Genomic DNA, 25,675 nt, shown 5'->3' on the forward strand with positions numbered 1-25,675 from the left:
CATATAATTAAAAAATGTCATGTGGAAAATGATTAATAAAAAAAGAAAATGGGTAAAATATTTCTATAGAGAATAGAACTATAAAAGTATAAATTTCACTTTATTTAAGACCGAAGTATTTCTCTTGCTTTTTTAAATGTATAGTAGTATTATAGCAAATATAAGAGGTTATATTTTTTTGTCCCAGTAGGGACGTAAAAAGTCAATCTATGGTTAGAACTTGACCCTTGTATATAGAAACGGAGGAGGTTAGTAGTGAAGAACTTGATAAAAATTCAACAAAAGCTTGTCCCAGAAATTGTTGAAAAGATGTATCGTCGTTTTTCAATACTCACTACTATCGCTCAGTATCAACCCGTCGGTAGACGTAGTTTAAGTGAATATATGGATTTAACTGAAAGAGTGTTGCGTTCTGAAACAGATGTTTTAAAGAAACAAGCACTTATCAAAGTTAAACCTACAGGTATGGAAATCACTGAAGCTGGTGAAACGACAGTACGCCAACTCAATAGTTATTTTAACGTTTATTCAGATGATCATCACCTTGCGCAAATTATCAAAGAAAAATATGGCATTAAAGATGTTTATGTCATTCCTGGTGATTCAGACACTGATAAAACGGTTAAAATTGAATTATCTAAACAAGCCGGACAGCTAGTTGAAGATGTTTTATACGATCATGCAACTGTAGCAGTTACTGGTGGCTCAACAATGGCATACGTAAGTGAAGCTATGCATCGGCAACCTTACGACGTATTTTTTGTACCTGCAAGAGGTGGGCTTGGTGAAAATGTTGTATATCAAGCCAATACGATTGCAGCCAGTATGGCTCAGCAAACAGATGGAGATTATACAACGCTTTATGTACCAGATAATGTCAGTGAAACAACGTATAATACACTTATGTTAGAGCCTTCAGTGATACACACTTTAGAAAAAATTAAAGAAGCAAATATTACAATCCACGGCATTGGTGATGCGCTGAAGATGGCGCGTAGACGTCAATCACCTAGTGAAGTTATTGAAAAACTTCAACATCACAATGCCTCGGGAGAAGCATTTGGATATTATTTCGATGAACAAGGGCAGATCGTTCACAAAGTAAAAACGATCGGACTTCAATTAGAAGACCTTGTATCGAAAAAGTTTATCTTTGCCGTTGCTGGGGGTAAATCAAAAGGAGAGGCAATTAAAGCTTATCTTTCGATTGCACCCCAAAACACTGTGTTAATCACAGATGAAGGAGCGGCAAGTATTATCGCGAATAATAGTAATAAAAAGTGATTCCACTTTTTAAATATCATTTTAAAGGAGGCCATTATAATGGCAGTTAAAGTAGCAATTAATGGTTTTGGTAGAATTGGTCGTTTAGCATTCAGAAGAATTCAAGATGTAGAAGGAATCGATGTAGTAGCAGTAAACGACTTAACAGATGATGAAATGTTAGCTCATTTATTAAAATATGACACTACACAAGGTCGCTTCACAGGAGAAGTTGAAGTTGAAGAGAATGGTTTCCGCGTTAACGGATTAGAAGTTAAATCATTTTCTGAGCCAGATCCAAGCAAATTACCTTGGGGAGACTTAGATATCGATGTAGTATTAGAATGTACTGGTTTATTTACAGATAAAGAAAAAGCAGAAGCACATATCAATGCAGGAGCTAAAAAAGTATTGATTTCAGCACCAGCTAAAGGTGACTTGAAAACAATCGTTTACAACACTAACCATGATACTTTAGATGGTTCAGAAGACGTTGTTTCAGGTGCTTCATGTACTACTAACTCATTAGCACCAGTTGCTAAAGTCTTGAATGATGAATTTGGTTTAATCGAAGGTTTCATGACTACAATTCATGCTTACACTGGTGACCAAAGCACACAAGATGCGCCTCATAGAAAAGGTGACAAACGTCGTGCACGTGCAGCTGCTGAAAACATTATCCCTAACTCAACAGGTGCTGCTAAAGCTATCGGCTTAGTAATTCCTGAAATTGATGGTAAATTAGACGGTGGAGCACAACGTGTACCAGTTGCAACTGGTTCATTAACTGAATTAACAGTAGTTTTAGACAAAAATGTAAGTATCGAAGACGTAAATAACGCAATGAAAAATGCATCTAACGAATCATTCGGTTATACTGAAGATGAAATCGTTTCTTCTGATGTAATCGGAATGACTTACGGTTCACTATTTGATGCAACTCAAACACGTGTTATGACTGTTGGAGATCGTCAATTAGTTAAAGTAGCAGCTTGGTATGATAACGAAATGTCATACACTTCACAATTAGTACGCACATTAGAATATTTAGCAAGTCACGCTAAATAATTTGATGCTCACTTTAGTTTAACAAGTATAGCGTTGTGAAATTGAATCAATAAGCTTAGGAGTAAGCGGGGAGCTCAACGCTTCTCCGCTTATTTTACTTTATTCATCCATCTAAAGGAGGAAGATTACATGACAAAAAAAATTGTATCTGATATCGAGTTAAAAGGTAAAACTGTACTTGTACGTGCAGATTTTAACGTACCTATGAAAGACGGTGAAATTACGGACGACAACCGTATCGTTCAAGCTTTACCAACTATAAAATATATTATAGAGCAAGGTGGTAAAGTCGTTTTATTCTCTCACTTAGGAAAAGTTAAAGAAGAAAGTGATAAAGCAGAATTAACTTTAAAACCTGTAGCTAATGCATTAGCTGAAAAATTAAATAAAGACGTGGCATTTGTTCCTGAAACACGTGGAACACAATTAGAGCACTCAATTAAAGATTTAAATGAAGGTGATGTGCTATTAGTTGAAAATACACGTTTTGAAGATTTAGAAGGTAAAAAAGAGTCTAAAAATGACCCTGAATTAGGTGAATACTGGGCATCTTTAGGTGATGTATTTGTAAATGATGCATTTGGAACGGCACACCGTAAACATGCGTCAAACGTAGGTATTGCAGCTCACTTAGAAACTGTAGCAGGTTATCTAATGGAAAAAGAAATTAGATATATCGGCGGCGTTGTAGAAAACCCAGATAAACCTGTAGTTGCAATTCTTGGTGGCGCTAAAGTTTCAGATAAAATTGGTGTAATCACTAACTTATTGAAAATAGCAGATAAAGTGCTTATTGGTGGCGGTATGTCATACACATTCTTCAAAGCGCAAGGTAAAGAAATCGGCTTATCTTTATTAGAAGAAGATAAAGTAGACTTTGCAAAAGAATTGTTAGAAAAAGCAGGAGATCAAATTGTATTACCTGTAGACTGTAAAGTTGCAAAAGAATTTTCTAATGATGCAAAGATTACAGAAGTTTCCGTCGATAACATTCCTGCCGACCAAGAAGCGATGGATGTTGGTCCGAAAACTGTAGAATTATTCAAAGAAAAACTACAAGGCGCTCATACAGTAGTTTGGAATGGACCTATGGGTGTATTTGAATTCAGTAATTTCGCAAAAGGTACAATTGGGGTTTGTGAAGCAATTGCTGAAATGAAAGATGCAAACACAATTATCGGTGGTGGCGATTCAGCTGCAGCAGCGATTTCATTAGGATATGCTGATGACTTTAGTCACATTTCAACTGGTGGCGGTGCTTCATTAGAATATCTTGAAGGTAAGGAACTGCCAGGTGTCGTTGCGATTGCTAATAAATAATCGTTAATTTACGAGCAAAACTTGATTAAAAATTAATCATAATTTACTAATAGGAGTGTATATAATGAGAAAACCAATTATTGCGGGTAACTGGAAGATGAACAAAACAGTTCAAGAGGCTAAAGATTTTATTAATGAATTACCAGCATTACCAGATACTAAAGAGGTAGAATCTGTCATTTGTGCTCCAACAATTCAATTAGATGCCTTAGTAACAGCAGTTAATGAAGGTAAAGCACAAGGTTTACAAATTGGTGCACAAAATGCTTTTTATGAAGATAATGGTGCATTTACAGGTGAAACATCACCAGTAGCATTAGCTGATTTAGGCGTAAAATACGTTGTTATTGGACACTCTGAGCGTCGTGAAATCTTCCATGAAACAGATGAAGATATTAACAAAAAAGCACATGCCGTATTCAATCATGGTATGACTCCCATTATTTGTGTTGGTGAAACAGACGAAGAACGCGAAAGTGGCAAAGCTAATGAAGTTGTTGGCAACCAAGTGAAAAAAGCTGTTGAAGGATTATCTGAAACACAATTGAAACAAGTTGTCATTGCTTATGAACCAATTTGGGCAATCGGTACTGGCAAATCATCAACTGCAAAAGATGCCAATGAAATGTGTGCATTTGTAAGAGAAATGATTGCAGACTTATCAGGACAATCAGTTGCTGATGCAACACGTATTCAATATGGCGGTAGTGTTAAACCTAACAACATAAAAGAATACATGGCAGAATCAGACATCGATGGTGCATTAGTAGGTGGCGCATCACTTAAAGTGGATGATTTTGTACAATTGTTAGAAGGTGCAAAATAATATGGCTAAACAACCAACTGCATTAATTATTTTAGATGGTTTTGCAAATAGAGAAAGTGAGCATGGTAATGCTGTGAAACTAGCTAATAAACCTAATTTTGACCGTTATTATAATCAATATCCAACAACACAAATCGAAGCGAGTGGCTTGGATGTTGGACTTCCTGAAGGTCAAATGGGTAATTCAGAAGTTGGACACATGAATATTGGCGCTGGACGCATTGTTTATCAAAGTTTAACACGTATCAATAAATCTATTGAAGATGGCGATTTCTTTGAAAATGATGTATTGAACCAGGCGATTCAACACGTAAAAGGCAATCAATCAGCACTTCATATTTTTGGTTTATTGTCAGATGGTGGTGTGCATAGTCATTACAAGCATCTATTTGCTTTATTAGAATTAGCCAAAAAGCAAGGCGTTGACAACGTTTATGTACACGCGTTCTTAGATGGACGTGATGTTGACCAAAAATCAGCACTTAAATATATCGAAGAAACAGAAGCTAAATTCAAAGAATTAGGCATTGGCCAATTCGCATCTGTTTCAGGTCGTTATTACGCAATGGATCGTGATAAACGCTGGGATAGAGAAGAAAAAGCTTATAACGCAATTCGTAACTTTGGCGGAGAAACATTTGAATCAGCTAAAGCTGGTGTTGAAGCAAACTATGCTAAAGATTTAACTGATGAATTTGTCGAACCATTTATCATTAAAGATCAAAATAATGGCGTGAATGATGGAGATGCAGTCATCTTCTATAACTTCCGTCCTGATAGAGCTGGTCAACTGTCTGAAATCTTTACAGATAAAGCGTTTGAAGGCTTTAAAGTAGACCAAGTTAATGACTTATTTTACGCTACATTTACAAAATATAATGATAATGTAGATGCAAAAATTGTTTTTGAAAAAGTCGACTTAACAAATACAATTGGTGAAGTTGCACAAGATAATGGCTTGAAACAGTTACGTATAGCGGAAACTGAAAAATTCCCGCATGTCACTTATTTTATGAGTGGTGGTCGCAATGATGAATTCGAAGGTGAACGTCGTAGATTGATTGACTCACCTAAAGTTGCAACTTATGATCTTAAACCAGAAATGAGTGCTTATGAAGTCAAAGACGCACTGATTGAAGAGTTGAATAAAGGTGACTTAGACTTAATCTTATTAAACTTTGCCAATCCTGATATGGTGGGGCATAGTGGTATGCTTGAACCTACAATCAAAGCGATTGAAGCAGTTGATGAGTGTTTAGGTGAAGTCGTAGATAAAATTATTGATATGGGTGGTCATGCCATCATTACAGCTGACCATGGTAACTCAGATATGGTACTCACTGATGATGAGCAACCAATGACAACACATACGACTAACCCTGTACCAGTGATTGTTACTAAAGAGGGTGAAACTTTACGTGAAACAGGTCGACTAGGTGATTTAGCGCCTACACTATTAGATTTGTTACAAGTAAAACAACCTGAAGACATGACTGGTGAATCACTTATCAAGCATTAAAATAATATAAACACAATATGGTCCAAAGACCAGAAATATAAGGGCGTGTCATTGTTTAAGATTTGCTTAAATGACTGATGGCACGCATAATCAAAATGAAGTAATTAAATTATTTGTATTTATAGTATTTATAGCTATAATAAAGATGAAATTTAATATTTCTAAACTACTTATTTATAAAGGAGATTACAAACATGCCAATTATTACAGATGTTTATGCTCGCGAAGTCCTTGACTCACGCGGCAACCCAACAGTGGAAGTAGAAGTATTAACTGAAAGCGGTGCATTTGGTCGCACACTTGTACCATCAGGTGCGTCTACTGGTGAGCACGAAGCAGTTGAATTACGTGATAGAGACAAATCACGTTATTTAGGTAAAGGTGTAACGAAAGCTGTTGAAAATGTAAATGAAATTATTGCACCTGAATTAGTTGAAGGTGAATTTTCAGTATTAGAACAAGTTTCAATTGATAAAATGATGATTCAATTAGACGGAACTGAAAATAAAGGTAAATTAGGCGCAAATGCTATTCTTGGTGTTTCTATTGCAGTAGCACGTGCAGCAGCTGATTTATTAGGCCAACCACTTTATAAATATTTAGGTGGCTTCAATGGTAAACAATTACCAGTTCCAATGATGAACATTGTAAATGGTGGTTCTCACTCTGATGCGCCAATCGCATTCCAAGAGTTCATGATCTTACCAGTTGGTGCAGAAACATTTAAAGAATCATTACGTTGGGGAGCAGAAATTTTCCACAACTTAAAATCAATCCTTAAAAACCGTGGTTTAGAAACAGCAGTAGGTGACGAAGGTGGTTTCGCTCCTAAATTTGAAGGTACAGAGGATGCTGTTGAAACAATCTTAGAAGCGATTAAAGCAGTAGGTTTAGAACCTGGTAAAGATGTGTTTTTAGGTTTTGACTGTGCTTCATCAGAATTCTTCGAAGATGGTGTTTATAACTATGCTAAATTCGAAGGCGAAAATGGTTCAAAACTTACAGCAGAACAACAAGTTGACTATTTAGAAGAATTGGTTAATAAATATCCAATTATTTCTATTGAAGATGGTATGGATGAAAATGACTGGGACGGTTGGAAAGTATTAACTGACCGTATCGGTGATCGTGTTCAATTAGTTGGTGACGATTTATTCGTTACAAACACTGTTAAATTATCAGAAGGTATCGAAAAAGGTATCGGTAACTCAATCTTAATTAAAGTTAACCAAATTGGTACATTAACTGAAACATTTGATGCTATTGAAATGGCTCAAAAAGCTGGTTATACAGCAGTAGTATCACACCGTTCTGGTGAAACAGAAGATACAACTATTGCTGATATCGCAGTTGCTACAAATGCAGGTCAAATTAAAACTGGTTCATTATCAAGAACTGACCGTATTGCTAAATACAATCAATTATTACGCATCGAAGATGAATTATTTGAAACAGGCAAATTCGATGGTATTAAATCATTCTACAATTTAGATAAATAATGTTTATCTAAAAATGAGTTCACGCGCTAACACGTAAACCCATAGGGTTTACGTGTTTTTTATTGGATAAAAAAACCATACGCTATGCGTATGGTGCAGTTAGGTTATTGCGATACCTGTCGATTTCAGTTATGATGACCAATTGTGTCAGAGAAACATACATATTAATGAAATACAAGATTTACATTGTTTAATTTGTTCATCTTTGTTTGTGAAACTGATATAATTAATAGTGTAAATTATAGAAGGAGCATTGACTGATTATGAAGGCACAACCTAAAACAAAAGAAATTCAAACAGGTCATTTTCTTGCATACACTTCACTAATTATAGCAATACTTTATGCGATTCATTTATTCGTTATTTTAGACGATAGTGTAATAAAACAAATGTTAATAAATAGTAGACAAAAGCCTTCTGAAAACGCAATTGGTGTGATAAAAAACAGTTTCCAATTTACAGGTATCATGTATGTGATTGCTAATTTAACAGGGATTATTGCGATTTGGAATAGGCATACTTATTTGTGGTGGTTTATGTTTGCAGTATTCACTTCACAAATTTTATATAATTTAGTTAATATCAATGCGGTTTATGAAGCGATATTAGATACAAAATCAATGATTAATATCTTACCGTTAACAATTGTATTGATCATGTCACTTATTTTAGCGATATATATGCTGGTTGTTTCAATTAAACGTAAAAGCACTTTTAATAGATAGAAGTTTGCTAAATAAGATAAACGTGTGATATAATGCGGTTCGTATATAATGAATGGAGGACAATTTTTATGCATACATTTTTCATGATCATTTTAATTTTAGATTGTATTGCATTAGTGACTGTTGTATTACTCCAAGAAGGTAAAAGTAATGGACTATCAGGTGCGATAAGCGGTGGCGCTGAACAGTTATTTGGTAAACAAAAACAACGTGGCGTTGATTTATTCTTGCATAGATTAACAATTGTATTGTCTGTCATTTTCTTCTTGTTAATGTTAGGCATAAGTTATTTTGGTTTATAAGGTCCGACAATGTAAAAGTCGGGCTTTTTTATTTATAATGGAAGTATTCGACTTTTAAATGATTCGAAGTAGGGAATATATTTTGAGTACAACTGATATCATAATTATTTTAATAGCTTGGATGAAGGGATTGAGTCACGATGCAAATTAGATTACCAGAACCATTCTTTTTTGAAGAAGGTAATCGTGCTGTATTACTTTTACATGGTTTTACAGGGAATTCTTCAGATGTAAGACAGTTAGGTAGATTCTTACAAAAAAAGGGTTACACTTCTTATGCACCACAATATGATGGTCATGCAGCACCACCAGAAGAGATACTGCAATCTAGTCCATTTGCATGGTATAAAGATGCAATAGATGGATACGAATTCCTTGTTGATAAAGGATATGATGAAATTGTGGTTGCTGGCTTATCACTGGGTGGTTGTTATGCATTAAAAATAAGCTTAGATAGAGATGTAAAGGGTATTATAACAATGTGTTCACCTATGCATATTAAGACTGAAGGTGCAATGTTTGATGGTGTCTTAACGTATGCGCGTAATTTCAAAAAATACGAAGGCAAAGATGAAGCGACAATAGAAAAAGAAATGGATGCGTTTCATCCAACAGATACGTTAAAAGATCTACAAGGTCAGATTCAAAGTATACGTAATCAAGTAGACGAGGTAATGGATCCACTACTTGTTATCCAAGGTGAGCAAGATCAAATGATTAATACCGACTCTGCTAATATTATATACAATGACAGCGAGTCTGATGATAAAGAAATTAAATGGTATGCGAATTCAGGACATGTCATTACAATTGATAAAGAAAAAGAAAAAGTTTTTGAAGATATATACCAATTCTTAGAATCATTAGATTGGTCCAAATAAATTTTTAGTATTTAATTATAGAAAGGAGGGGCATAATGAATTTAAAGCAATCCATAGAAGAAATTATTAAGCAACCAGATTATGAACCCATGTCTGTATCAGATTTTCAAGATGCATTAGGTTTAAATAGTGCCGACTCATTTAGAGACTTAATCAAGGTACTTGTTGAATTAGAACAAACAGGATTAATTCAACGTACGAAAACAGACAGATACCAACGTAAGGAATCTAAAAAATCAAAACAATCGAAATTAATACAAGGTACGCTTAGTCAAAATAAAAAAGGCTTTGCATTCTTACGTCCTGAAGACGATGAGATGGATGATGTCTTTATCCCACCTACAAAGATTAATCGTGCAATGGATGGAGATACTGTACTTGTCGAATTACAAAACTCTAAAGGTGAACATAAAGGTAAGCTGGAAGGTGAAGTAAAATCAATCGAAAAACACTCTGTTACCCAAGTGGTGGGCACGTACAGTGAAGCTCGACATTTTGGATTTGTCTTACCAGATGATAAACGCATTATGCAAGATGTGTTTATACCTAAAGGTCATAATTTAGGTGCGATAGATGGGCATAAAGTATTAGTACAAATCACGAAATATGCGGACGGTACCGATAACCCAGAAGGTCAAGTTTCAGCAATTTTAGGTCATAAAAATGATCCAGGTGTCGACATTTTGTCGATTATCTATCAACATGGTATTGAAATAGAATTTCCAGATAAGGTATTAGAAGAAGCTGAAGCTGTACCAGATGAAATCAAACCATCTGAAATCGAAGGACGTCGTGATTTAAGAAATGAGCTAACTATTACAATTGATGGCGCAGACGCTAAAGACTTAGATGACGCAATTAGTGTCAAGAAGTTAGATAATGGTCATACACAATTGACAGTGAGTATCGCTGATGTCAGTTATTATGTAACGGAAGGATCAGCACTAAATGAAGAAGCATACGACCGTGCAACAAGTGTATATTTAGTTGACCGTGTAATTCCAATGATACCTCATCGACTTAGTAACGGTATTTGTTCATTGAATCCACAAGTAGATAGGCTAACTTTAAGTTGCCAGATGGAATTAGATGAACGTGGTCATGTGGTTAATCATGAAATCTTTGATAGTGTGATTCATTCAAATTATCGTATGACATACGATGAAGTGAATGAAATTATTACAGATCAAAATGAAGATACGCGCAAACAATATAACGAAGTTACACCAATGCTTGATTTAGCTAAAGACTTATCTGAACGTTTAATCAACATGCGTAAACGCCGTGGTGAAATTGACTTCGATATCAGTGAAGCCAAAGTACTAGTCAATGATGAAGGCATTCCAACAGACGTAGAATTAAGAAAACGCGGTGAAGGTGAACGTCTCATCGAATCGTTTATGTTAGCAGCCAACGAAACGATAGCAGAACATTTCGATCGATTAAATGTACCATTCATATATCGTGTACACGAGCAACCAAAATCAGAACGTTTACGCCAATTTTTTGATTTTATTACTAACTTTGGTTTAATGATTAAAGGTACTGGTGAAGAAGTGCATCCATCAACTTTACAAAAAATTCAACAAGAAGTAGAAGGCCAACCAGAGCAAATGGTCATTTCTACTATGATGTTACGTTCAATGCAACAAGCACGTTACGATGATGTGAATCTAGGTCACTTCGGCCTGTCAGCAGAACACTATACACACTTCACATCACCGATTCGGAGATATCCAGATTTAATTGTGCATAGACTTATTCGTAAATATCTTATTGATAAAACAATGGATGGTAAAACACTTAATAAATGGGAAGAAGCATTACCAGAAATTGCTGATCATACATCTCAAAGAGAACGTAGAGCGATCGAAGCAGAACGTGACACCGATGAATTGAAGAAAGCAGAATATATGGTTCAACATATCGGAGAAGAATATGAAGGTATCATCAGCTCTGTAGCTAATTTTGGTATGTTTATCGAATTGCCAAATACAATCGAAGGTATGGTACATGTATCAGAGATGACCGACGATTATTATCACTTCGATGAACGTCAAATGGCAATGATTGGAGAACGCCAAGCTAAAGTCTTCCGCATTGGTGATCCAGTTAAAATCAAAGTTGTTAACGTAGATGTTGATGAGCGTATGATTGATTTCCAAATTGTCGGTATGCCATTACCGAAAAAAGAGCGTAGTCCAAGACCTTCACGTGGTAAGACGATTCAAGCGAAGCCACGCGGTCAATCATTAGATAACTCAAATAATGATAAAAAAGGCAAGAAGAAGCAACGAAAAGGTAAAAACCAACGCAATAAAAACAAACAAGCAAGTGGTAACACCAAACACAAGCCATTTTACAAAGATAAAAAAGTGAAAAATAAAGCTCGTAAGAAGAAAAAATAATTCAACAAAGAGGTGAAACTCAATGCCAAAGAAAAAATCACCAGGAACATTAGCTGAAAATCGTAAGGCCAGACATGATTTTAATATAGAAGATACGATTGAAGCGGGCATTGTGTTGAAAGGGACAGAAATTAAGTCCATTCGTCGTGGCAGTGCAAACCTTAAAGATAGCTATGCGCAAGTAAATCGTGGCGAAATGTTTTTAAATAATATGCACATTGCCCCATATGAAGAAGGAAATCGATTTAACCATGACCCACGTCGTTCACGCAAATTACTATTACACAAACGTGAAATAGCAAAATTAGGAGAACGTACTAGAGAAATTGGTTATTCCATCATTCCTTTAAAACTCTATTTAAAACACGGTCAATGCAAAGTTTTACTTGGTGTTGCAAGAGGTAAGAAAAAACATGATAAACGTCAGGCATTGAAAGAAAAAGCAATGAAACGTGACGTAGATAGAGCGCTTAAAGCGCGTTATTAAGCGAAAATATTGCCAAAGACTTCGATCTTTGGTAATATAATATGTGCTTTCTAAAAAAGATAGATGATTAAATCTACAGAAAGTACATTATATTATTAAGGGGACGTTTTTGGATTCGACAGGGGTCCCCGAGCTAGTTAAGCGTGTCGGAGGGTTGTCTCCGCACCAACACACACAGTTAAAAATTAACTGACAAATCAAACAATAATTTCGCAGTAGCTGCCTAATAGCACTCTGCATCGCCTAACTGCATTTCCTATGTGCAGTTAATGCGATTCAACCTTAATAGGATACGCTAGGCACTGCCGTTCGAAGTCTGCCTAGAAGAGATTAATCGAACTAGCATAATGTCGGCTGTCTATCACCTAACATTATGCGAAATACCTTGATAGACTACACACGTAGAAAGATTAGTATCAGGACCTCTGGACGCGGGTTCGAATCCCGCCGTCTCCATATTTGAGCCTTCAACCCATGTAGTTGTAGGCGTTTTTATTTTTGTTGCCCCAATATTGCCCCAGTTTTGCCCCAAGCATATAAAAAAGGTTGTCCCGAAATCAGGACAACCTCATAAATATTTTATAATTTCTTTTTGAGTGGAAGGGTACAAATGACCATAACGTGATGTGACTTCTTCAGTAGAGGTATGACCTAAACGTTGTGCTACTATCATAGGACTGGCACCATGATTAATGAGCATAGATGCATGGCTGTGTCTCAACTCGTGAATCACAATACGTGGGAATGTTTCACCTTCAGGCAATTCATCATCTAATATTTTAAGAGCGTTATTGAACCATCTATCAATCGTACCTTCACTAAACGCTTTAAAAAATGTTCCAAATAGTACATAATTAGATTTGTAAACATTATTATCTTTATACCAATTTAAATATTCTTGTAATTCGTCCATCATGTGAGTTGGCATATAAATATCACGTATGGACGCTTTCGTTTTTGGGGCTGTCACGATACCGTGATAGTCCGTTTTGTTTATATGGATAAATGCATCATCAAAGTTAATATCGTCCCATGTGAGCGCTCTAATTTCGCCTTTACGTGCGCCACTATAGAATAATAACTTGAAAAATAGTTTTTGTTGGATTGTAGATAATGCATCGTAGAATTGATTGAATTGATCTAACGTCCAATAATTTAACCGTTTCTGTGTCTCTATTTCAAAATTACCGACTAATGATGCAACATTTTGCTTTAGATTATGATACTTCATAGCATGGTTAAGTATAGATACCAAGAACACATGCATCTTTTTCAAATATTCTCCTGAATGAACTTCTTTCATCTTCTTATTCTGAAATTTCATCACATCTTGTGTGGTCATGTTGAAAACGTCCATTGCTTTAAAATAGGGTACTAAATGATTATTTGCATGTGTTTTAAGTGATTTCAAACTTGATGCCTTACGACGTGCAGAATACCATTCAATATATTCTTCCACTAGCTTATCAAATGGTAATTGATTAATCTTGCCTATACCTTCTATTTCGTCCATATAAGCGTTACATGCCTTCACAGCTTCCTTGCGTTGTTTATATCCAGTACGCTTAATTTCTTTGCGTTCTCCCGTTTTCTCGTAGTATTTAATACGGAAGTAATATGTACCACGTTTAGCATCTTTATAAATGTTGTGGGATAGTTTTAGGTCGTGTTGCATGGTGGGTCACCTACTTAATTTTTATATAAGCTTTTAAAAATTTATCAAAATCATTTTTTACATCTTTGTAAGCTTCTATATTATTAGAGTTCTTTTCACTTACAATAATTTGCAATAGAGACGCCATAAATAATACCGTGTTAGTATCTCCTTCATCTTCAATAAAAATCTCGTTATTTTCACCTTCTTCTATTAAAAAAGTATAAACATTCTTTAATAAAATTGTTTGTGGAAAAGTCATTTTATCTGTTAGCAATTCGATATATTTTTCTCTAACTTCGTTTTCATTATCGTTCGCATATTGTTTGAATTTTTTTCGTAATTTATTTAATTCATCTTTTTTGATGTTATCAGGTGTTTCTTTTAACGACACAAAAACTCCAGCTAACCTTGATAGTTCAAAAAAGTCGAAATTATAATATTTAGAAATTTTATTGATAACATCAACTGTAGGCTTTCTTTCTTTTCCTGATCTAGCATCATAACCTTTTTCTAAACTATCTAAATAAGTATGGCTGATTCCAATACCTCTGGCAGCTTTTCTAATTGATTTATCACCCCGAAGTTCTTTAATTTTTTGACTGAAATCATTCATGGTTTATACCTCCATGTATATTTTTATAAATTTTATTGTACTACACGTTTGACAGATTTTCCAACTTGTTATACTATTGTCTTACGAGGAGGTGGAATACATGTATAACAGAGTTAGAGAAACTAGATTATCTAAAAATATGACGGTTTTAGAATTGAGTAATAAAACAGGATTAAGTCGTAACACAATCTATTTATTAGAAGATGAAAAAACTGTACCTAGTTTAGAAACTGTCGCTAAAGTATCTAGTGGATTAGGCGTAAAAGCCGAAAAAATTTTTAACCTAAGTGTAACACAAGTATTACAAGATGGTTGTAAGGAGGAAAATAAATGACAAATTTAGCATATCCGATGTTATACATCGCAAGACGTGAGAAAGGTCACACTCAAAAAGAGGTAGCAAAGAAACTTAGCATTTCGCCACAACGTTACCAACTTAAGGAATCGAACAAAGCGACCTTCACACTACCAGAAGCAAAAATTTTATCTGAGTTATATGAAATGCCTATTGATGAATTATTTAGTAATTCAATCAAAGTAGGACAATAGGAGGCATAACATGAAATACCTATTATACATTTTAACGCTATCAATACTAACTGTATTAGTCGGCATAGCACTAGATATTTTTGTAGCATTTGCAATTTTTATTGTCGCAACAGCATATGGAATTAAATTTACAAATTTGGAGGAAATATAAAATGAATAAATTAAATAAACAGGATTATAAAAATATTGAAAATGTAGTGAGTTACGACCGTATTATTAAAGATAAAAAAGATAATGAGAAAATGACAGAATTATTGCAAAAACGCCATGATAAAGATGCGGCGATTATAAACAAGGAATATCCTAATTTGAATAATGATGAGATTTCAAAAATCCTTGATGATTATAGAATTTATAAAGAATTTGCGCAGGCGACAGAAATTTTTGCAGACTTTGCTATTAATTATGAAGATTCGAATGTACGTCATTTTATTACCGGAGACGATATTGAAGAATTAAAAACAGCTATTGAAGAAATAGAAAATTTTGTAAGAAATTTGGAGGTTGAATAAGATGACAAACCATGAAAATATTCCACAAATAGAAATAGTTAGAGAGTTTAAAAGCAAATACGGCAGAGAAATTGCACTAATGCTTATAAGTGAGCGCATTAATAATAGAGATTTAAGCAAAGAAGATAGAGATGTACATGAGATGCAACTTATTCAAGAGTATATGAAACAGCATGATGTGAATGATAAATATATTGGTGAATTAGACATTTTGGATATGATTCAAGATTTTGAAATGATGATTCAGATGTCAGTATATGCAACAAATATCTTAAAGAAAATGCAAGTTAAAAATTATGATATGTCAAATGAAATTAGTTACTTCTCACGAGAAGATGATTTGAATAATTTGTATCTTGCTAAGCTAGAAATTGAAAAGTTAATCAAAGCGATCGAGAAAAACAGACCAAATTACATTAATTTTTATAAATAAAGGAGTTTTAGAATGAATTGGAATCAAAAGGATTTAATATGTGAATTTGAATTATTGAAGGATAAAATCGATGATGTTGTAACTGCACATGTGTGGCATGGTGATGAGATGTTCACTAAAAGAGATTTAACAACTAAAGATGAAAAAATGCGCTATGCAATAGGTTATAACGAATCTCGTATACAACATGAACATACAACTGAGTTAATGTTAGCGTATCTAAAGCAATTCGAGAAGTTAATCGAAGATTTTAAGGCATTAGACATAGAAAAAGCGTCCCGTGAGAACTTTGACGAGGAATCACGAAACGCATAGAACGGATATTTAACAAAAAATATCTACTTAAAATACTAACATATATGAAAGGTTGATTGTATGGACGAAACAACACTTTATAAACAACATTTTGAATTTCATTCAAATTTAGATTATATCAATACAACAAGTTTATCCAGAATCAAGGAGATTAGTAAGCGAATTAATTTCGCTTCTATCTCTAGTGATAAACAAGTTTTTAATAACAAAGGCAATTTATATCATCGTGAAAAGAATGATATAGGCGATTATATTAATAACTTTACTTTAGATTATATCATAATTCCTAAAGAAATTGGAGTTATTTACGGAATTGTAAATACTAAAATTACAGAAAATGATAATGGTGAAGAAGAAAAGAAGGCAAGTTTCAAAGCAGATGCGTTCAACAATTATGCGAGATTTATTGCAGATCTCATATCAGATAAAGTGATTTATTCAGATGAATTAGATGCATTTTTAATAGTCAAAAGTAACACATATGAAGTAATAGACGACACAAATTTTGCCTTAAATTATCCAGTCGATAATAAGCATCAGATAAACGATTTTTTAGATGTGATGCTTGAAATGTACCGTGAACACCTAAATGTAGAACATGGTTACAATATCCTCCCTTATACCATCGCAGGTAATGATTGGATATACGATTGTAAAAACTTAGAGTTTAGGAAGAAAACACTTAATTCAGATGAATTATACGCTGAAAAATACGAGGTTAATGCGTCAGAGATTGATACAGACACACCTAAACGCTTCTATAATCTAGTTACCGAAAGTGATAAGAGTAAAAATAATTTAATGTTAGTACATGCTTATGCTATGTATCGCAAAATGAATCTCATACAAGCAGAAAAATGGTTTTTAATGAAAGACTTCGGACGTTCAGGTAAAGGGTTATTCATGACAACATTTGATGAATTGTTACAAGTTAATAAAGTAAACTTTGACAGCTTAATTTCAGGTGGATTTGAAGCATCTAACGAATGGATGAATTTTTACGGTGCAGATATTGCACATGCCAACGAAACAGGTGAAATCACAAAAAGTATGATGCGTATATTAAGAAAAATTGCGACTGGTGAAGTGATTTCGGGTCGTGGCATTGGTAGAAACGCATTCACATTCAAAAATAAATCCTTATTAGTTCTAGATACAAATGAAAGTGTTGATACAGGGGAAATTACAGCAAACACGACACGTACAATTAAGATTTCACTTAAAGATAGACCACTTAACGAAACAGATGAAGAACGTTATCAAATATTCAAGCCATATTGGGATTTCGTGCAACCAAACGGTAAAAAGTCAGTAGCAGCTGCAGTTTCATTCTTGATTGCAAGTTTAGAATATCTGAAAGAAATTGGCCAAGAATTTAATTTTAATGATGTGACACTTAAACACTACTTTAGTGAAGATGAATTGACTGAAACACAAGTTTCTTTATTGAAAGCATTATCTAGGCAAAATTTCATATTTGCTGGTGATGAAACATTACAAAAGTTAATTGAACAAGATTATAAAAGTTTACGCTACAAACAAGCTAAAGATGACATGAAAAAAATTGGTATCAGTCTTAATAATCAAAAAAAGATAGATGGTGTAAATACAAGGATTCATGAAGTAGGCAACACAGAACTATTCAATATGGCGTTAAATTTAATCAATAATAAGCGTTACCGTAACTCTTAGGTAACTCTTATAGTAACTCTTAAAACGTTGCAATAACAGTCGGTAACTCTTGTAACGCTAATTTCTATAGCGTTTTTTATAAATGAAATTATCTTTTACTACTATAGAGAAAATAAGGGTTACAAGCGTTACCGTAACTCTTAATTAGGAGGTATTCAATGACAGGTTATCATGTAGCAAAATATTTATTAAAAAAGAATATTCAAGTTATACCTTTAAATCAATATAAAAAACCTAGTGTTACTTTTGCAGATATAGAGATAACTAATGATTTCATTGAATACCATTCAAAAATGTATCATCGAACACATGTATTAGGTGTGCTTACACGAGGCGTGTGGTGTATCGATATTGATGTAAACCATGTTGAAGGTAAAAACGGATTTGAGAGTTTAAAGATGATTCCTTTTTACGATGAAATTGTTACTAATGCACAAAATACATTGGTACAAACAACGCCTAGTGGTGGAAAGCACATTATATTTAGAAAGCATGAAGGTATTGAATACGGTCAAAAAATAGACTACTTACCATCAGTAGATATAAAGGCACATGATAACAACTATTTTGTGTTAGCAAATAGTCGTACTAGGAAAGGCGTGTATCAACATAATGGAAAATTAGTAAGTAAATATGACGGTGAGTTTGAACAGCGTATATTCTCGAAGCACGGTAATTACACACAACAAATATTAGAACCGTATTCTATGAAACATGTGTTATCAGATCATAACTTTGACCACTTAGGCAATGGTAAAGGTGGGTTAGGTAAACAAGCATATCAGCGTATTGTAAACGGTGAAAGTGAATATAGGAATGATGATTTATACAAAGCAGTGAGTTATGCCAAGCAATATGACATAGATATTGAGCCACTTAGAGTATTGATTGGTGATGTGAAGAATGGCGATGAATTTAAGCAAAGGGAATGGGAGGCGACTGTAAGAAGTGCAGGCTACTAATATTGAAGTAAATTATGATGAACAAGCTAAAAAAATAGGGTTAATCGTTGGCATACCAGAAGAAGTGTATTTTTGCACAATCAGTAGAGTATCAGCAGTTTATGTTGAATACATTGATAATAGATGGGTTGCATGGCGTGAAAGTTATGTGCCGAATAGTAATAGGCGCACCAGTTATAAAGTGATTGCGCATGGTGGATTTGAGTTGGTAATGGCACGAATTAAAAACTATTTAGGATATATTAAAAAGAATAAAGGGTGATGATTATGATACACAAAAGGTTATCTCAAACATTCGCACTAAATAAACAAAGACTGAATCATCTGGATATCAATCAGTTAAAGACTAACAATAAACCTATCTGCCATATCTATAAAACTCATGGAAAGTATCAGTATTTAGAAATAGACTTCATCACATGTGACTGGTGTTTATCAAGTAAAGGTCAGGCATATCTTCAATCTAAACTGAATATGGAGCTACTGTTCTTATGGTTAAGAGGATACAACCTTAAGCTCCACTATACAAGCGTAGGACATATGACAATCTTCTTACGAGCAGACATAAAGACAATAGAGTTCCTTATCAATGAATTGAATGTGATGATTAGTAATAATGCATATTGGTATCAGTATCGTATAGGTAATCGTATGCAGCACATCGAGAGGGAAGTAAGTTATGTATCTCCTATTAAACATGTGAAGAACAATATGAACAAGGTCAAAGCGTAAGGGAGTATGACATGTCTAAAGATGAATTGAAAGTATATATTATCAACTATATTAAATACCATACCCATGTAACCTTTGTTGATTTAGAAGAACTCTTTGAATCATTGTGCATTGAGTATCAAGGTGAGTTTACATTCGTTCATGTAGACAATGAGAACATAGTGTTGTGGCATGGGTGGAGTATGGAAGTCATTAATATAGTAGGTAATTTACTAACATCAGAACAACTTGAACTAGAACGAACAGATGTAACAACTTATGCAAGACATGGTATGTATCTAGATCTACCTATTATGACAAATCCATTTGATTGTTCAGATACACGTTGGTTACCTGTGACACTGAAGTTAAGCGATACGATGAACACACTATTACATTAGGAGATGTTGCATGATGATATACAGTAAATTGATAGCACGTTATTTATTATATTGTGAAACATCTGAAAAATTTATTAAAGGGATTAGTTACAAACATTATCTAGATATGAAACATAAGCAATAGCAGGAGTTTTAATACACGCCCCCCATGAAATCAAATTACTGCTTTTTCCAAATAGAGGGAACGGCGAAGGTGTTTCGATCCCGTAATAATTTCGATTTATACACATATAACCCCTATCCCTGTATAAAAGCAACATATCTTGCGCTGACTTTATCAATTTGGTTAACAAGATAAATTTAAATAAAACAAAGGAGGTCGTGTAATGAGTAATATCAATATTTTTGAATGGAATCATGTGAAAAGCAAGATAAAAGAAATTCGTGAAGAAATTGATGATGTGAAACAACAGAATTCAATTGATAAAGCGAAGAATCGACAACTTACTAATGTACTTAGAGAATTAAGCGTAGTTGAGAATATGGTTAACGAACTAATGGATTATCAAAAAGAATATAGTGCAGTAAATAAAATTAAAAATTTAATTAAAAAGAATAAGGAGCGATATTATGGCAAGTAAAACAATCCCAAAACCAACGGTTAAAGAAATTTTCCCAATACATTTAGCAGTGATAAAAGATATGTTGGACCAAAGTAAACATATTAATAACAATGCTTCATATCAGGAGAGTATTAACGTATTGTACAATAAATTAGAAGAAGGAAACTTAAGTACACAAGAATATGAATTAACTTTAAATGAAATAGATGATTTAAGACGTGAAAAAGCTACAAATCCTAATGTGAATGGACAAATTGTAATCAATTTACCGAGTAATATTAAATCGCTAGATCAATTGCAGAAAGTAACACATAGTGAGACTGATAATGCTAATAAGGTTATTAAATCAGTTGAGAAAGAAAATGAAAGTATCAATCAACAAATCAATGAGCTTAAAGCTAAAATTGAAAGCAATAATAATTATATTGGTGAAATTCTCAACCAACAATCGTTAAATGATGTAGCTAAACCAATTATAGAAGGCGAGTCCAATCACTATGATGCAAAAAGATTCTATAGCGATTTTATGTGGCAAAAAGCAACTGGTTTATTGCAAAATAAAACATTCGGTAAAAAGGTGGTTAAATATCCCAATTTAGTATCAAGCAAAAAATAATATTTAAAGGCGTTGACTTTATTGTCAGCGTCTTCCTTCTACCTTTAAATCAAGGAGGTTGACCATGATATTAAAGCAAAGTAAATCAACATTGCATTATATAGAAGAACAAAAAATTTCAGAGTATGAACTGTTACTGAAATATAACCCACTTATTATAAACCGTAAAATTAAATCTATAGAGATGCAAATTGAAGAAAGTTATCATTTAAATGTATCGCACATGACTTGTGATGATGTGGATGGAGTTATCACAGTATCATATCCTCTAGAAAAATTAGTCATTTGGATAATTCAACAAAGAGAAGATTTAGAACGTTTTAAAAATAATAGTTTTAACAGAATAAATTTATTAAAACAGATTATTCATGGATATACAAAACAGGAACAAAAAGAGGTCATGGATTATATGCGCTCTCATGGACGTATAAAGGCATATGAGACGATTGATAAATTACAAAGAGATTTATATAAAATTAAGAATTATAACCATATTAACAGTGCTAGAAAAGATGAAAGAGCTACTGCAGTATAAGGAATGTGATAACTATATGAATTATGATAAAGCGACACTAAGGAAATTTATACTTAACTATCATAGTGTACAGAAAAATGATGAAGTGAGTGATAATAATGATAACTTGGATGATTTCTTTGAAATTAACAATCAAGAAGAAACTAATCTATTTGATGAAAATAATATCGAAGAAGTTATCTTTTATAATGAACTAGAGAACATTGTTGAGCGAGTTGGGACAGATAAAGAGTATTTTATATTTATATTGTTAGCAGAAGGGCATTCATATAAAGAAATTGGAAATGTATTTAATGTAACTGCAGGTAGAATAGGGCAAATGTTTAATAATTTATTGGAAAAGCTATCTTAAGAGGTAGCTTTTATTAATTTAAGGTGATTAGCCAATACATATAGAGCATTATACACGAAAGGAGCATAATAGATTGAATGATTTACAACTAAGCAATAATCTAACAACTATCGAAACTGAAATTAAAAGTTATCAAAACATTGCAGGTCAATCGATATTCGAGATTGGACGAAGATTAAAGCATGTGAAAGAACATGAAATCGCACCAAGAGGTTTTAGTAAGTGGCTTGAAAACATCAACTTTAGTAAATCACAAGCAAGTCAGTTTATTAAAATATTTGAAGAATTTAATGAAGAAAGTTTTCACGTGAAAACTTTAGGCGCTAGTGCATTATATCAAATTGCTACTTTACCCAAAGAAGAAAGAGAAAAAGAACATTTAACAAACAATGGAGAAAGTAAGAAACCAGAAGATATGACTTCTAGGGAATTAGAAAATTTAAAACGCGAATTAAAGCAACGTGACGAAGAAAAATCACAACTCGAATCTCAACTGGAACAAGCTCAACGTTCAGAATCGAAAACAAAGTGTATTTTTCCCAGTACGTTGGGAATCTATCTATATATATTGTTAGATAGGAAAGGTGGTTTTAATCTAACTCAGCTAAAATATGCTATATAGATGAGTGTTGCTACAAATGCGATACCAGCTATTACAAGGAAGAATGCTTCAGTATAAATACGAAGATTAGACATAGGCTCTATATTATAGTGCTTTTTTCTGTAATTATGATATTTGAATGTTATTTGCATACCTATATATGTGTAGACTGGTACAAAAATAATTCCTAATATTATCGCAACAGGTAAGCTCATAGTAATTCTCCTTTGACTTGTTAATTTAAAATTAGTAAAACAGTTCCAACGAGTATAAATAAATAAGCTAAATATGGTTTTGGACCACCTAGTAATTGAACAATTCCTGCACATATTAAAAAGATTCCAATTAATATTTGAGGTGAAAAATGTAACGAATAGATGTTGAATGCTGCACCGATATATATGTATAAACCTAATATTATGGCAAGAATTACAATGATAATGAATAGATATTTTTTCATGAAGAACCACCAATTATAATAGCGTTTTGACAATGATTATATCATTATGAATTAGATAATAAAATATCAATTACACACTCTAAAAACGAACATTAGTTCCGTTTGTGATATTGTGTGATTATGTATAAATATACTGTTTGAAGTCTTTGATGACAGTTATTTAAAGTGCAACAGATTATTAAATTGTCATGGTGGGACGATAACAACTACACAGACAACGTTATAGCTGATGTGATAGGTATAAGTGAATTGACGTTAAGACATGCGAAAGAAGTTATATTAAAGCGTGTTGCAAAGGCCGTAGATTATGTATGAAGTATGATAAAGCAACAGTGAAGGCGTTTATACTGAATTACCACAAGACGATGAATAATAATCATGAATGTGATGAGGATACAACTGTTGATGACTTCTTTAGTGTGAATGAACAAGTGGAAATAGTTTCTATAGACAATAATCATATTGAAGATAGCATATTTTATAATGAGTTAGAAATGTTAGTAGAACAAGTGGCCACAGATAAGGAGTATTGCATATTTTGGCTTTTAGCAGAAGGCAAGACTTATCAAGAAGTAGGGCGTATATTTGAAGTGTCTGCCGAAAGAGTTAGACAGATGTTCAATAAGTTGTTGGATAAAGTCTCATACTAATGATTAAGGTAGATAAAATTTTATGTTTATCCAATTTTTATAATACGTTTTAGCGATATATAAATGGGTTTATTGTAACTTAATAAACATGATAGATATTTTACTTTTTTTAAGTTTGTAGTTTATCCATATGATATTGTGGGAAGTAATAATATATAAGATTTTTGACGACAAGATATTATTATTTATTCCAATTATTTTATAAGACGGAGGGTTACAATGAGAAAAGTTCCATTCATTTTAGGCGCAAGTGTTTTATCTGGTGCATTATTATTTGGAAATGGTGTAGCTGATGCATCTACAGATGAAGAAACATTAAAAGATGATGCTGTTAATATAGTTTCTGAAAAATTTGGCTATGAAGAAGGTGGGCTACATCATACAGGAAAAGTGAACGAAAAAGGCAATTATTATGAAATCGCTGCCTATCAAGATACGGGAGTTGGTGGCTTAAAAATAATTAAGATAAATAAAGAAACTGGTGCTGTACAATACGGAGATAACGATTTAAAAGATTTTGAGTCTGCAGGATTTTTAAATCTTAGTGATTATGAAGACAATTAAATAATTACGAACTATACTTACTTATTTCTAAAATGAAAATAAGGTGAATATTTGCTAAGATTAAACTGAAAGAAGTTTTTCTCTTGCGTAATGAAGCAAACCCACTTGAGACAAGAACAGACAAATACAAAAGTTGTAGACTAATTTGTTATAATAAAACAGATATTATACTACTCAGGGCAGACACTTATGTGCTTGCCCTATTTTTGTGTGTTAGATTATATATAGGCTAAATTATAATTGGTACATATACATAAAATTTGCTAAAAAGGAGGTATACTTTGAAAGTATTTTTGTTTTTCATATACTTTTTTATTTCATTTTTTGTTGTGATATCTCTATTGGATTTAGTGTTGCCAATGGAATTTGATATATATGCAAATTTAATTTCTGCATTATTTTTCGCATTAGTTATGACACCATTTGCTCTTGTGTTAAAAAGTTTTAAAAATAAAAAGTAGAACACGCAATTACACGGAGAAAATTTATTGATTGTTAAAAGTAACGAGGCTCAGTGTCAATAAAACAATTGGAATAAAGTAATAGCTTAGTTTTTGTTAATCTAGTTTTTTATTTACTTTGGGAATGATATAAAAAAGTAAGGTACAGAGAATTAAACCTTGAATTATAAAAGACCAAAGAATAATGTTGTCGTTTTTTGTTATTAAAGCAAACATATCTAAAGCTAGAGGTATTAAAGCAAAATATAAACTATAATAAAAAAATTGCTTTGTGTATATTCCGTAAACAATTTGTGCTTTATCCCAATTTTTTTGGTTTTTCATTGATTTTTTCGTTCGGAATACATATATATGGTTTCTGTTTTTAGGTGGATTTTTAATAAAAATTATCCCTAATAAGATCATAAAAATACTTGAAGGAAATAAAAGCATTAAGTACATCCTTTTTTTTGTGTTTTAGAAACGAGTTTCTTATTGTCTTGATATTATATAATTTACCACCCAAGCATGTCACTAGGCAATTAATTTTTTGCAAACAACCTAGTTATATGTTATGTATAAATAAACACGTAAAAAACGTGTTAGTAAATATCTAAAATTATGAAAGCGACTCCCTTTCATAATGACTCTTTTTTAAATATATTATTTTGCCGCATCTTAATTGATGCGGTTATTTTTATGTCTAAATTCATATGAAGAAACTGGAATGGGCAAGTTAGATTTGAAAGAT

At 33.0% G+C, this 25,675-nt stretch carries 34 protein-coding genes and 1 other RNA gene; 30 read left to right on the top strand and 5 right to left on the bottom strand.

Features of this window, described 5'->3' with window-relative positions:
* Positions 1–309: 309 nt before the first annotated feature.
* From MUA21_RS02570 to ssrA, 12 genes are all read left to right on the top strand, one after another.
* The gene (locus MUA21_RS02570) at positions 310–1,284 is read left to right on the top strand and encodes a sugar-binding transcriptional regulator (protein WP_438873805.1); all 975 of its coding nucleotides are present in this window, start codon (positions 310–312) and stop codon (positions 1,282–1,284) included.
* Positions 1,285–1,323: 39 nt separating this feature from the next.
* Positions 1,324–2,331, top strand: a complete 1,008-nt coding sequence (gene gap / locus MUA21_RS02575) for a type I glyceraldehyde-3-phosphate dehydrogenase (protein ID WP_019469448.1) — start codon at positions 1,324–1,326, stop codon at positions 2,329–2,331.
* A gap of 129 nt (positions 2,332–2,460) precedes the next feature.
* Positions 2,461–3,651 (top strand): phosphoglycerate kinase, encoded by a 1,191-nt coding sequence (locus MUA21_RS02580; protein ID WP_046207450.1) that lies wholly within the window; start codon positions 2,461–2,463, stop codon positions 3,649–3,651.
* Between the two features lie 64 nt (positions 3,652–3,715).
* The gene (gene tpiA / locus MUA21_RS02585; protein WP_262561755.1) at positions 3,716–4,477 is read left to right on the top strand and encodes a triose-phosphate isomerase; all 762 of its coding nucleotides are present in this window, start codon (positions 3,716–3,718) and stop codon (positions 4,475–4,477) included.
* 1 nt (position 4,478) lies between these two features.
* On the top strand, positions 4,479–5,996 hold the full coding sequence (gene gpmI / locus MUA21_RS02590; RefSeq protein WP_046207452.1) for a 2,3-bisphosphoglycerate-independent phosphoglycerate mutase: 1,518 nt from the start codon (positions 4,479–4,481) through the stop codon (positions 5,994–5,996).
* 194 nt (positions 5,997–6,190) lie between these two features.
* Entirely contained in the window at positions 6,191–7,495 is a 1,305-nt protein-coding gene (gene eno / locus MUA21_RS02595) for a surface-displayed alpha-enolase (protein WP_262561757.1), read from the top strand.
* A 263-nt stretch (positions 7,496–7,758) separates the two neighbouring features.
* Entirely contained in the window at positions 7,759–8,220 is a 462-nt protein-coding gene (locus MUA21_RS02600) for a hypothetical protein (RefSeq protein WP_107525919.1), read from the top strand.
* A gap of 68 nt (positions 8,221–8,288) precedes the next feature.
* Positions 8,289–8,522: a preprotein translocase subunit SecG gene (gene secG, locus MUA21_RS02605; RefSeq protein ID WP_019469442.1), complete on the top strand. Its 234-nt coding sequence runs from the start codon at positions 8,289–8,291 to the stop codon at positions 8,520–8,522.
* 140 nt (positions 8,523–8,662) lie between these two features.
* Positions 8,663–9,403: an alpha/beta hydrolase gene (locus MUA21_RS02610; RefSeq protein WP_046207455.1), complete on the top strand. Its 741-nt coding sequence runs from the start codon at positions 8,663–8,665 to the stop codon at positions 9,401–9,403.
* 35 nt (positions 9,404–9,438) lie between these two features.
* Positions 9,439–11,811, top strand: a complete 2,373-nt coding sequence (gene rnr / locus MUA21_RS02615) for a ribonuclease R (protein WP_145395306.1) — start codon at positions 9,439–9,441, stop codon at positions 11,809–11,811.
* A 22-nt stretch (positions 11,812–11,833) separates the two neighbouring features.
* The gene (gene smpB, locus MUA21_RS02620; protein WP_046207457.1) at positions 11,834–12,298 is read left to right on the top strand and encodes an SsrA-binding protein SmpB; all 465 of its coding nucleotides are present in this window, start codon (positions 11,834–11,836) and stop codon (positions 12,296–12,298) included.
* 99 nt (positions 12,299–12,397) lie between these two features.
* Positions 12,398–12,757, top strand: a transfer-messenger RNA (tmRNA) gene (gene ssrA, locus MUA21_RS02625).
* Between the two features lie 109 nt (positions 12,758–12,866).
* Here ssrA and MUA21_RS02630 read toward each other — a convergent pair.
* Together MUA21_RS02630 and MUA21_RS02635 are read right to left on the bottom strand one after the other, a co-directional pair.
* Positions 12,867–13,973, bottom strand: coding sequence for a site-specific integrase (locus tag MUA21_RS02630; RefSeq protein ID WP_262561761.1), 1,107 nt, complete (start codon positions 13,971–13,973; stop codon positions 12,867–12,869).
* 10 nt (positions 13,974–13,983) lie between these two features.
* The gene (locus tag MUA21_RS02635; protein ID WP_262561762.1) at positions 13,984–14,568 is read right to left on the bottom strand and encodes a helix-turn-helix domain-containing protein; all 585 of its coding nucleotides are present in this window, start codon (positions 14,566–14,568) and stop codon (positions 13,984–13,986) included.
* A 100-nt stretch (positions 14,569–14,668) separates the two neighbouring features.
* Here MUA21_RS02635 and MUA21_RS02640 point away from each other — a divergent pair, with 100 nt between their 5' ends.
* The 15 genes from MUA21_RS02640 to MUA21_RS02710 all read left to right on the top strand — a co-directional run bounded on the left by MUA21_RS02640 (position 14,669) and on the right by MUA21_RS02710 (position 22,831).
* On the top strand, positions 14,669–14,902 hold the full coding sequence (locus MUA21_RS02640) for a helix-turn-helix transcriptional regulator (protein WP_262561763.1): 234 nt from the start codon (positions 14,669–14,671) through the stop codon (positions 14,900–14,902).
* Positions 14,899–15,117: a helix-turn-helix transcriptional regulator gene (locus tag MUA21_RS02645; RefSeq protein WP_262561764.1), complete on the top strand. Its 219-nt coding sequence runs from the start codon at positions 14,899–14,901 to the stop codon at positions 15,115–15,117. Before MUA21_RS02640 ends, MUA21_RS02645 begins: the two co-directional genes overlap by 4 nt.
* 10 nt (positions 15,118–15,127) lie before the next feature.
* The gene (locus tag MUA21_RS02650; protein ID WP_262561766.1) at positions 15,128–15,268 is read left to right on the top strand and encodes a hypothetical protein; all 141 of its coding nucleotides are present in this window, start codon (positions 15,128–15,130) and stop codon (positions 15,266–15,268) included.
* Between the two features lies 1 nt (position 15,269).
* On the top strand, positions 15,270–15,629 hold the full coding sequence (locus MUA21_RS02655) for a pathogenicity island protein (protein WP_262561767.1): 360 nt from the start codon (positions 15,270–15,272) through the stop codon (positions 15,627–15,629).
* Position 15,630: 1 nt separating this feature from the next.
* Positions 15,631–16,062 carry a hypothetical protein gene (locus MUA21_RS02660; RefSeq protein WP_262561769.1) on the top strand — a complete coding sequence of 144 codons (432 nt, stop codon included), beginning with the start codon at positions 15,631–15,633 and terminating at the stop codon, positions 16,060–16,062.
* Between the two features lie 12 nt (positions 16,063–16,074).
* Positions 16,075–16,377: a type II toxin-antitoxin system toxin TscT gene (gene tscT, locus MUA21_RS02665; protein ID WP_262561771.1), complete on the top strand. Its 303-nt coding sequence runs from the start codon at positions 16,075–16,077 to the stop codon at positions 16,375–16,377.
* Between the two features lie 60 nt (positions 16,378–16,437).
* Positions 16,438–18,069 (top strand): phage resistance protein, encoded by a 1,632-nt coding sequence (locus MUA21_RS02670; protein WP_262561772.1) that lies wholly within the window; start codon positions 16,438–16,440, stop codon positions 18,067–18,069.
* A gap of 158 nt (positions 18,070–18,227) precedes the next feature.
* Positions 18,228–19,031, top strand: coding sequence for a bifunctional DNA primase/polymerase (locus tag MUA21_RS02675; RefSeq protein ID WP_262561773.1), 804 nt, complete (start codon positions 18,228–18,230; stop codon positions 19,029–19,031).
* Positions 19,018–19,293 carry a pathogenicity island protein gene (locus tag MUA21_RS02680; RefSeq protein WP_262561775.1) on the top strand — a complete coding sequence of 92 codons (276 nt, stop codon included), beginning with the start codon at positions 19,018–19,020 and terminating at the stop codon, positions 19,291–19,293. Before MUA21_RS02675 ends, MUA21_RS02680 begins: the two co-directional genes overlap by 14 nt.
* Positions 19,294–19,774: 481 nt before the next feature.
* A complete protein-coding gene (locus tag MUA21_RS02685) occupies positions 19,775–20,143 on the top strand; it encodes a hypothetical protein (RefSeq protein WP_262561777.1) in 369 nt (122 codons plus the stop codon).
* Between the two features lie 326 nt (positions 20,144–20,469).
* Positions 20,470–20,724, top strand: a complete 255-nt coding sequence (locus MUA21_RS02690) for a hypothetical protein (protein ID WP_071562162.1) — start codon at positions 20,470–20,472, stop codon at positions 20,722–20,724.
* The gene (locus tag MUA21_RS02695; protein WP_262561778.1) at positions 20,714–21,322 is read left to right on the top strand and encodes a hypothetical protein; all 609 of its coding nucleotides are present in this window, start codon (positions 20,714–20,716) and stop codon (positions 21,320–21,322) included. Before MUA21_RS02690 ends, MUA21_RS02695 begins: the two co-directional genes overlap by 11 nt.
* Before the next feature lie 64 nt (positions 21,323–21,386).
* A complete protein-coding gene (locus MUA21_RS02700; RefSeq protein ID WP_262561779.1) occupies positions 21,387–21,857 on the top strand; it encodes an encapsidation protein CP3 in 471 nt (156 codons plus the stop codon).
* On the top strand, positions 21,835–22,209 hold the full coding sequence (locus tag MUA21_RS02705) for a sigma-70 RNA polymerase sigma factor region 4 domain-containing protein (RefSeq protein WP_233422163.1): 375 nt from the start codon (positions 21,835–21,837) through the stop codon (positions 22,207–22,209). Before MUA21_RS02700 ends, MUA21_RS02705 begins: the two co-directional genes overlap by 23 nt.
* Before the next feature lie 73 nt (positions 22,210–22,282).
* A complete protein-coding gene (locus tag MUA21_RS02710) occupies positions 22,283–22,831 on the top strand; it encodes a DUF3102 domain-containing protein (RefSeq protein WP_262561780.1) in 549 nt (182 codons plus the stop codon).
* On the opposite strand, the gene MUA21_RS02715 is transcribed toward MUA21_RS02710, so the two are convergent.
* Together MUA21_RS02715 and MUA21_RS02720 are read right to left on the bottom strand one after the other, a co-directional pair.
* Complete coding sequence (locus MUA21_RS02715; RefSeq protein WP_262561781.1) at positions 22,810–23,025, bottom strand: hypothetical protein; 216 nt, start codon at positions 23,023–23,025, stop codon at positions 22,810–22,812. The genes MUA21_RS02710 and MUA21_RS02715 overlap by 22 nt on opposite strands.
* 20 nt (positions 23,026–23,045) lie before the next feature.
* On the bottom strand, positions 23,046–23,270 hold the full coding sequence (locus MUA21_RS02720) for a hypothetical protein (protein WP_262561782.1): 225 nt from the start codon (positions 23,268–23,270) through the stop codon (positions 23,046–23,048).
* Positions 23,271–23,581: 311 nt separating this feature from the next.
* On the opposite strand from MUA21_RS02720, the gene MUA21_RS02725 reads away from it, so the two are divergent.
* The 3 genes from MUA21_RS02725 to MUA21_RS02735 all read left to right on the top strand — a co-directional run bounded on the left by MUA21_RS02725 (position 23,582) and on the right by MUA21_RS02735 (position 24,945).
* On the top strand, positions 23,582–23,920 hold the full coding sequence (locus tag MUA21_RS02725) for a sigma-70 family RNA polymerase sigma factor (protein WP_262561783.1): 339 nt from the start codon (positions 23,582–23,584) through the stop codon (positions 23,918–23,920).
* Between the two features lie 219 nt (positions 23,921–24,139).
* Positions 24,140–24,484, top strand: a complete 345-nt coding sequence (locus tag MUA21_RS02730; protein WP_262561784.1) for a hypothetical protein — start codon at positions 24,140–24,142, stop codon at positions 24,482–24,484.
* Positions 24,485–24,765: 281 nt separating this feature from the next.
* Entirely contained in the window at positions 24,766–24,945 is a 180-nt protein-coding gene (locus MUA21_RS02735) for a hypothetical protein (protein ID WP_262561785.1), read from the top strand.
* 96 nt (positions 24,946–25,041) lie between these two features.
* Here the strand turns inward: MUA21_RS02735 and MUA21_RS02740 are convergent, their stop codons facing one another.
* A complete protein-coding gene (locus tag MUA21_RS02740) occupies positions 25,042–25,386 on the bottom strand; it encodes an SdpI family protein (RefSeq protein WP_336606223.1) in 345 nt (114 codons plus the stop codon).
* Positions 25,387–25,675: the final 289 nt, after the last annotated feature.

It is taken from the genome of Staphylococcus ureilyticus, assembly GCF_025558845.1.
Classification (GTDB): Bacteria; Bacillota; Bacilli; order Staphylococcales; family Staphylococcaceae; genus Staphylococcus; species Staphylococcus ureilyticus.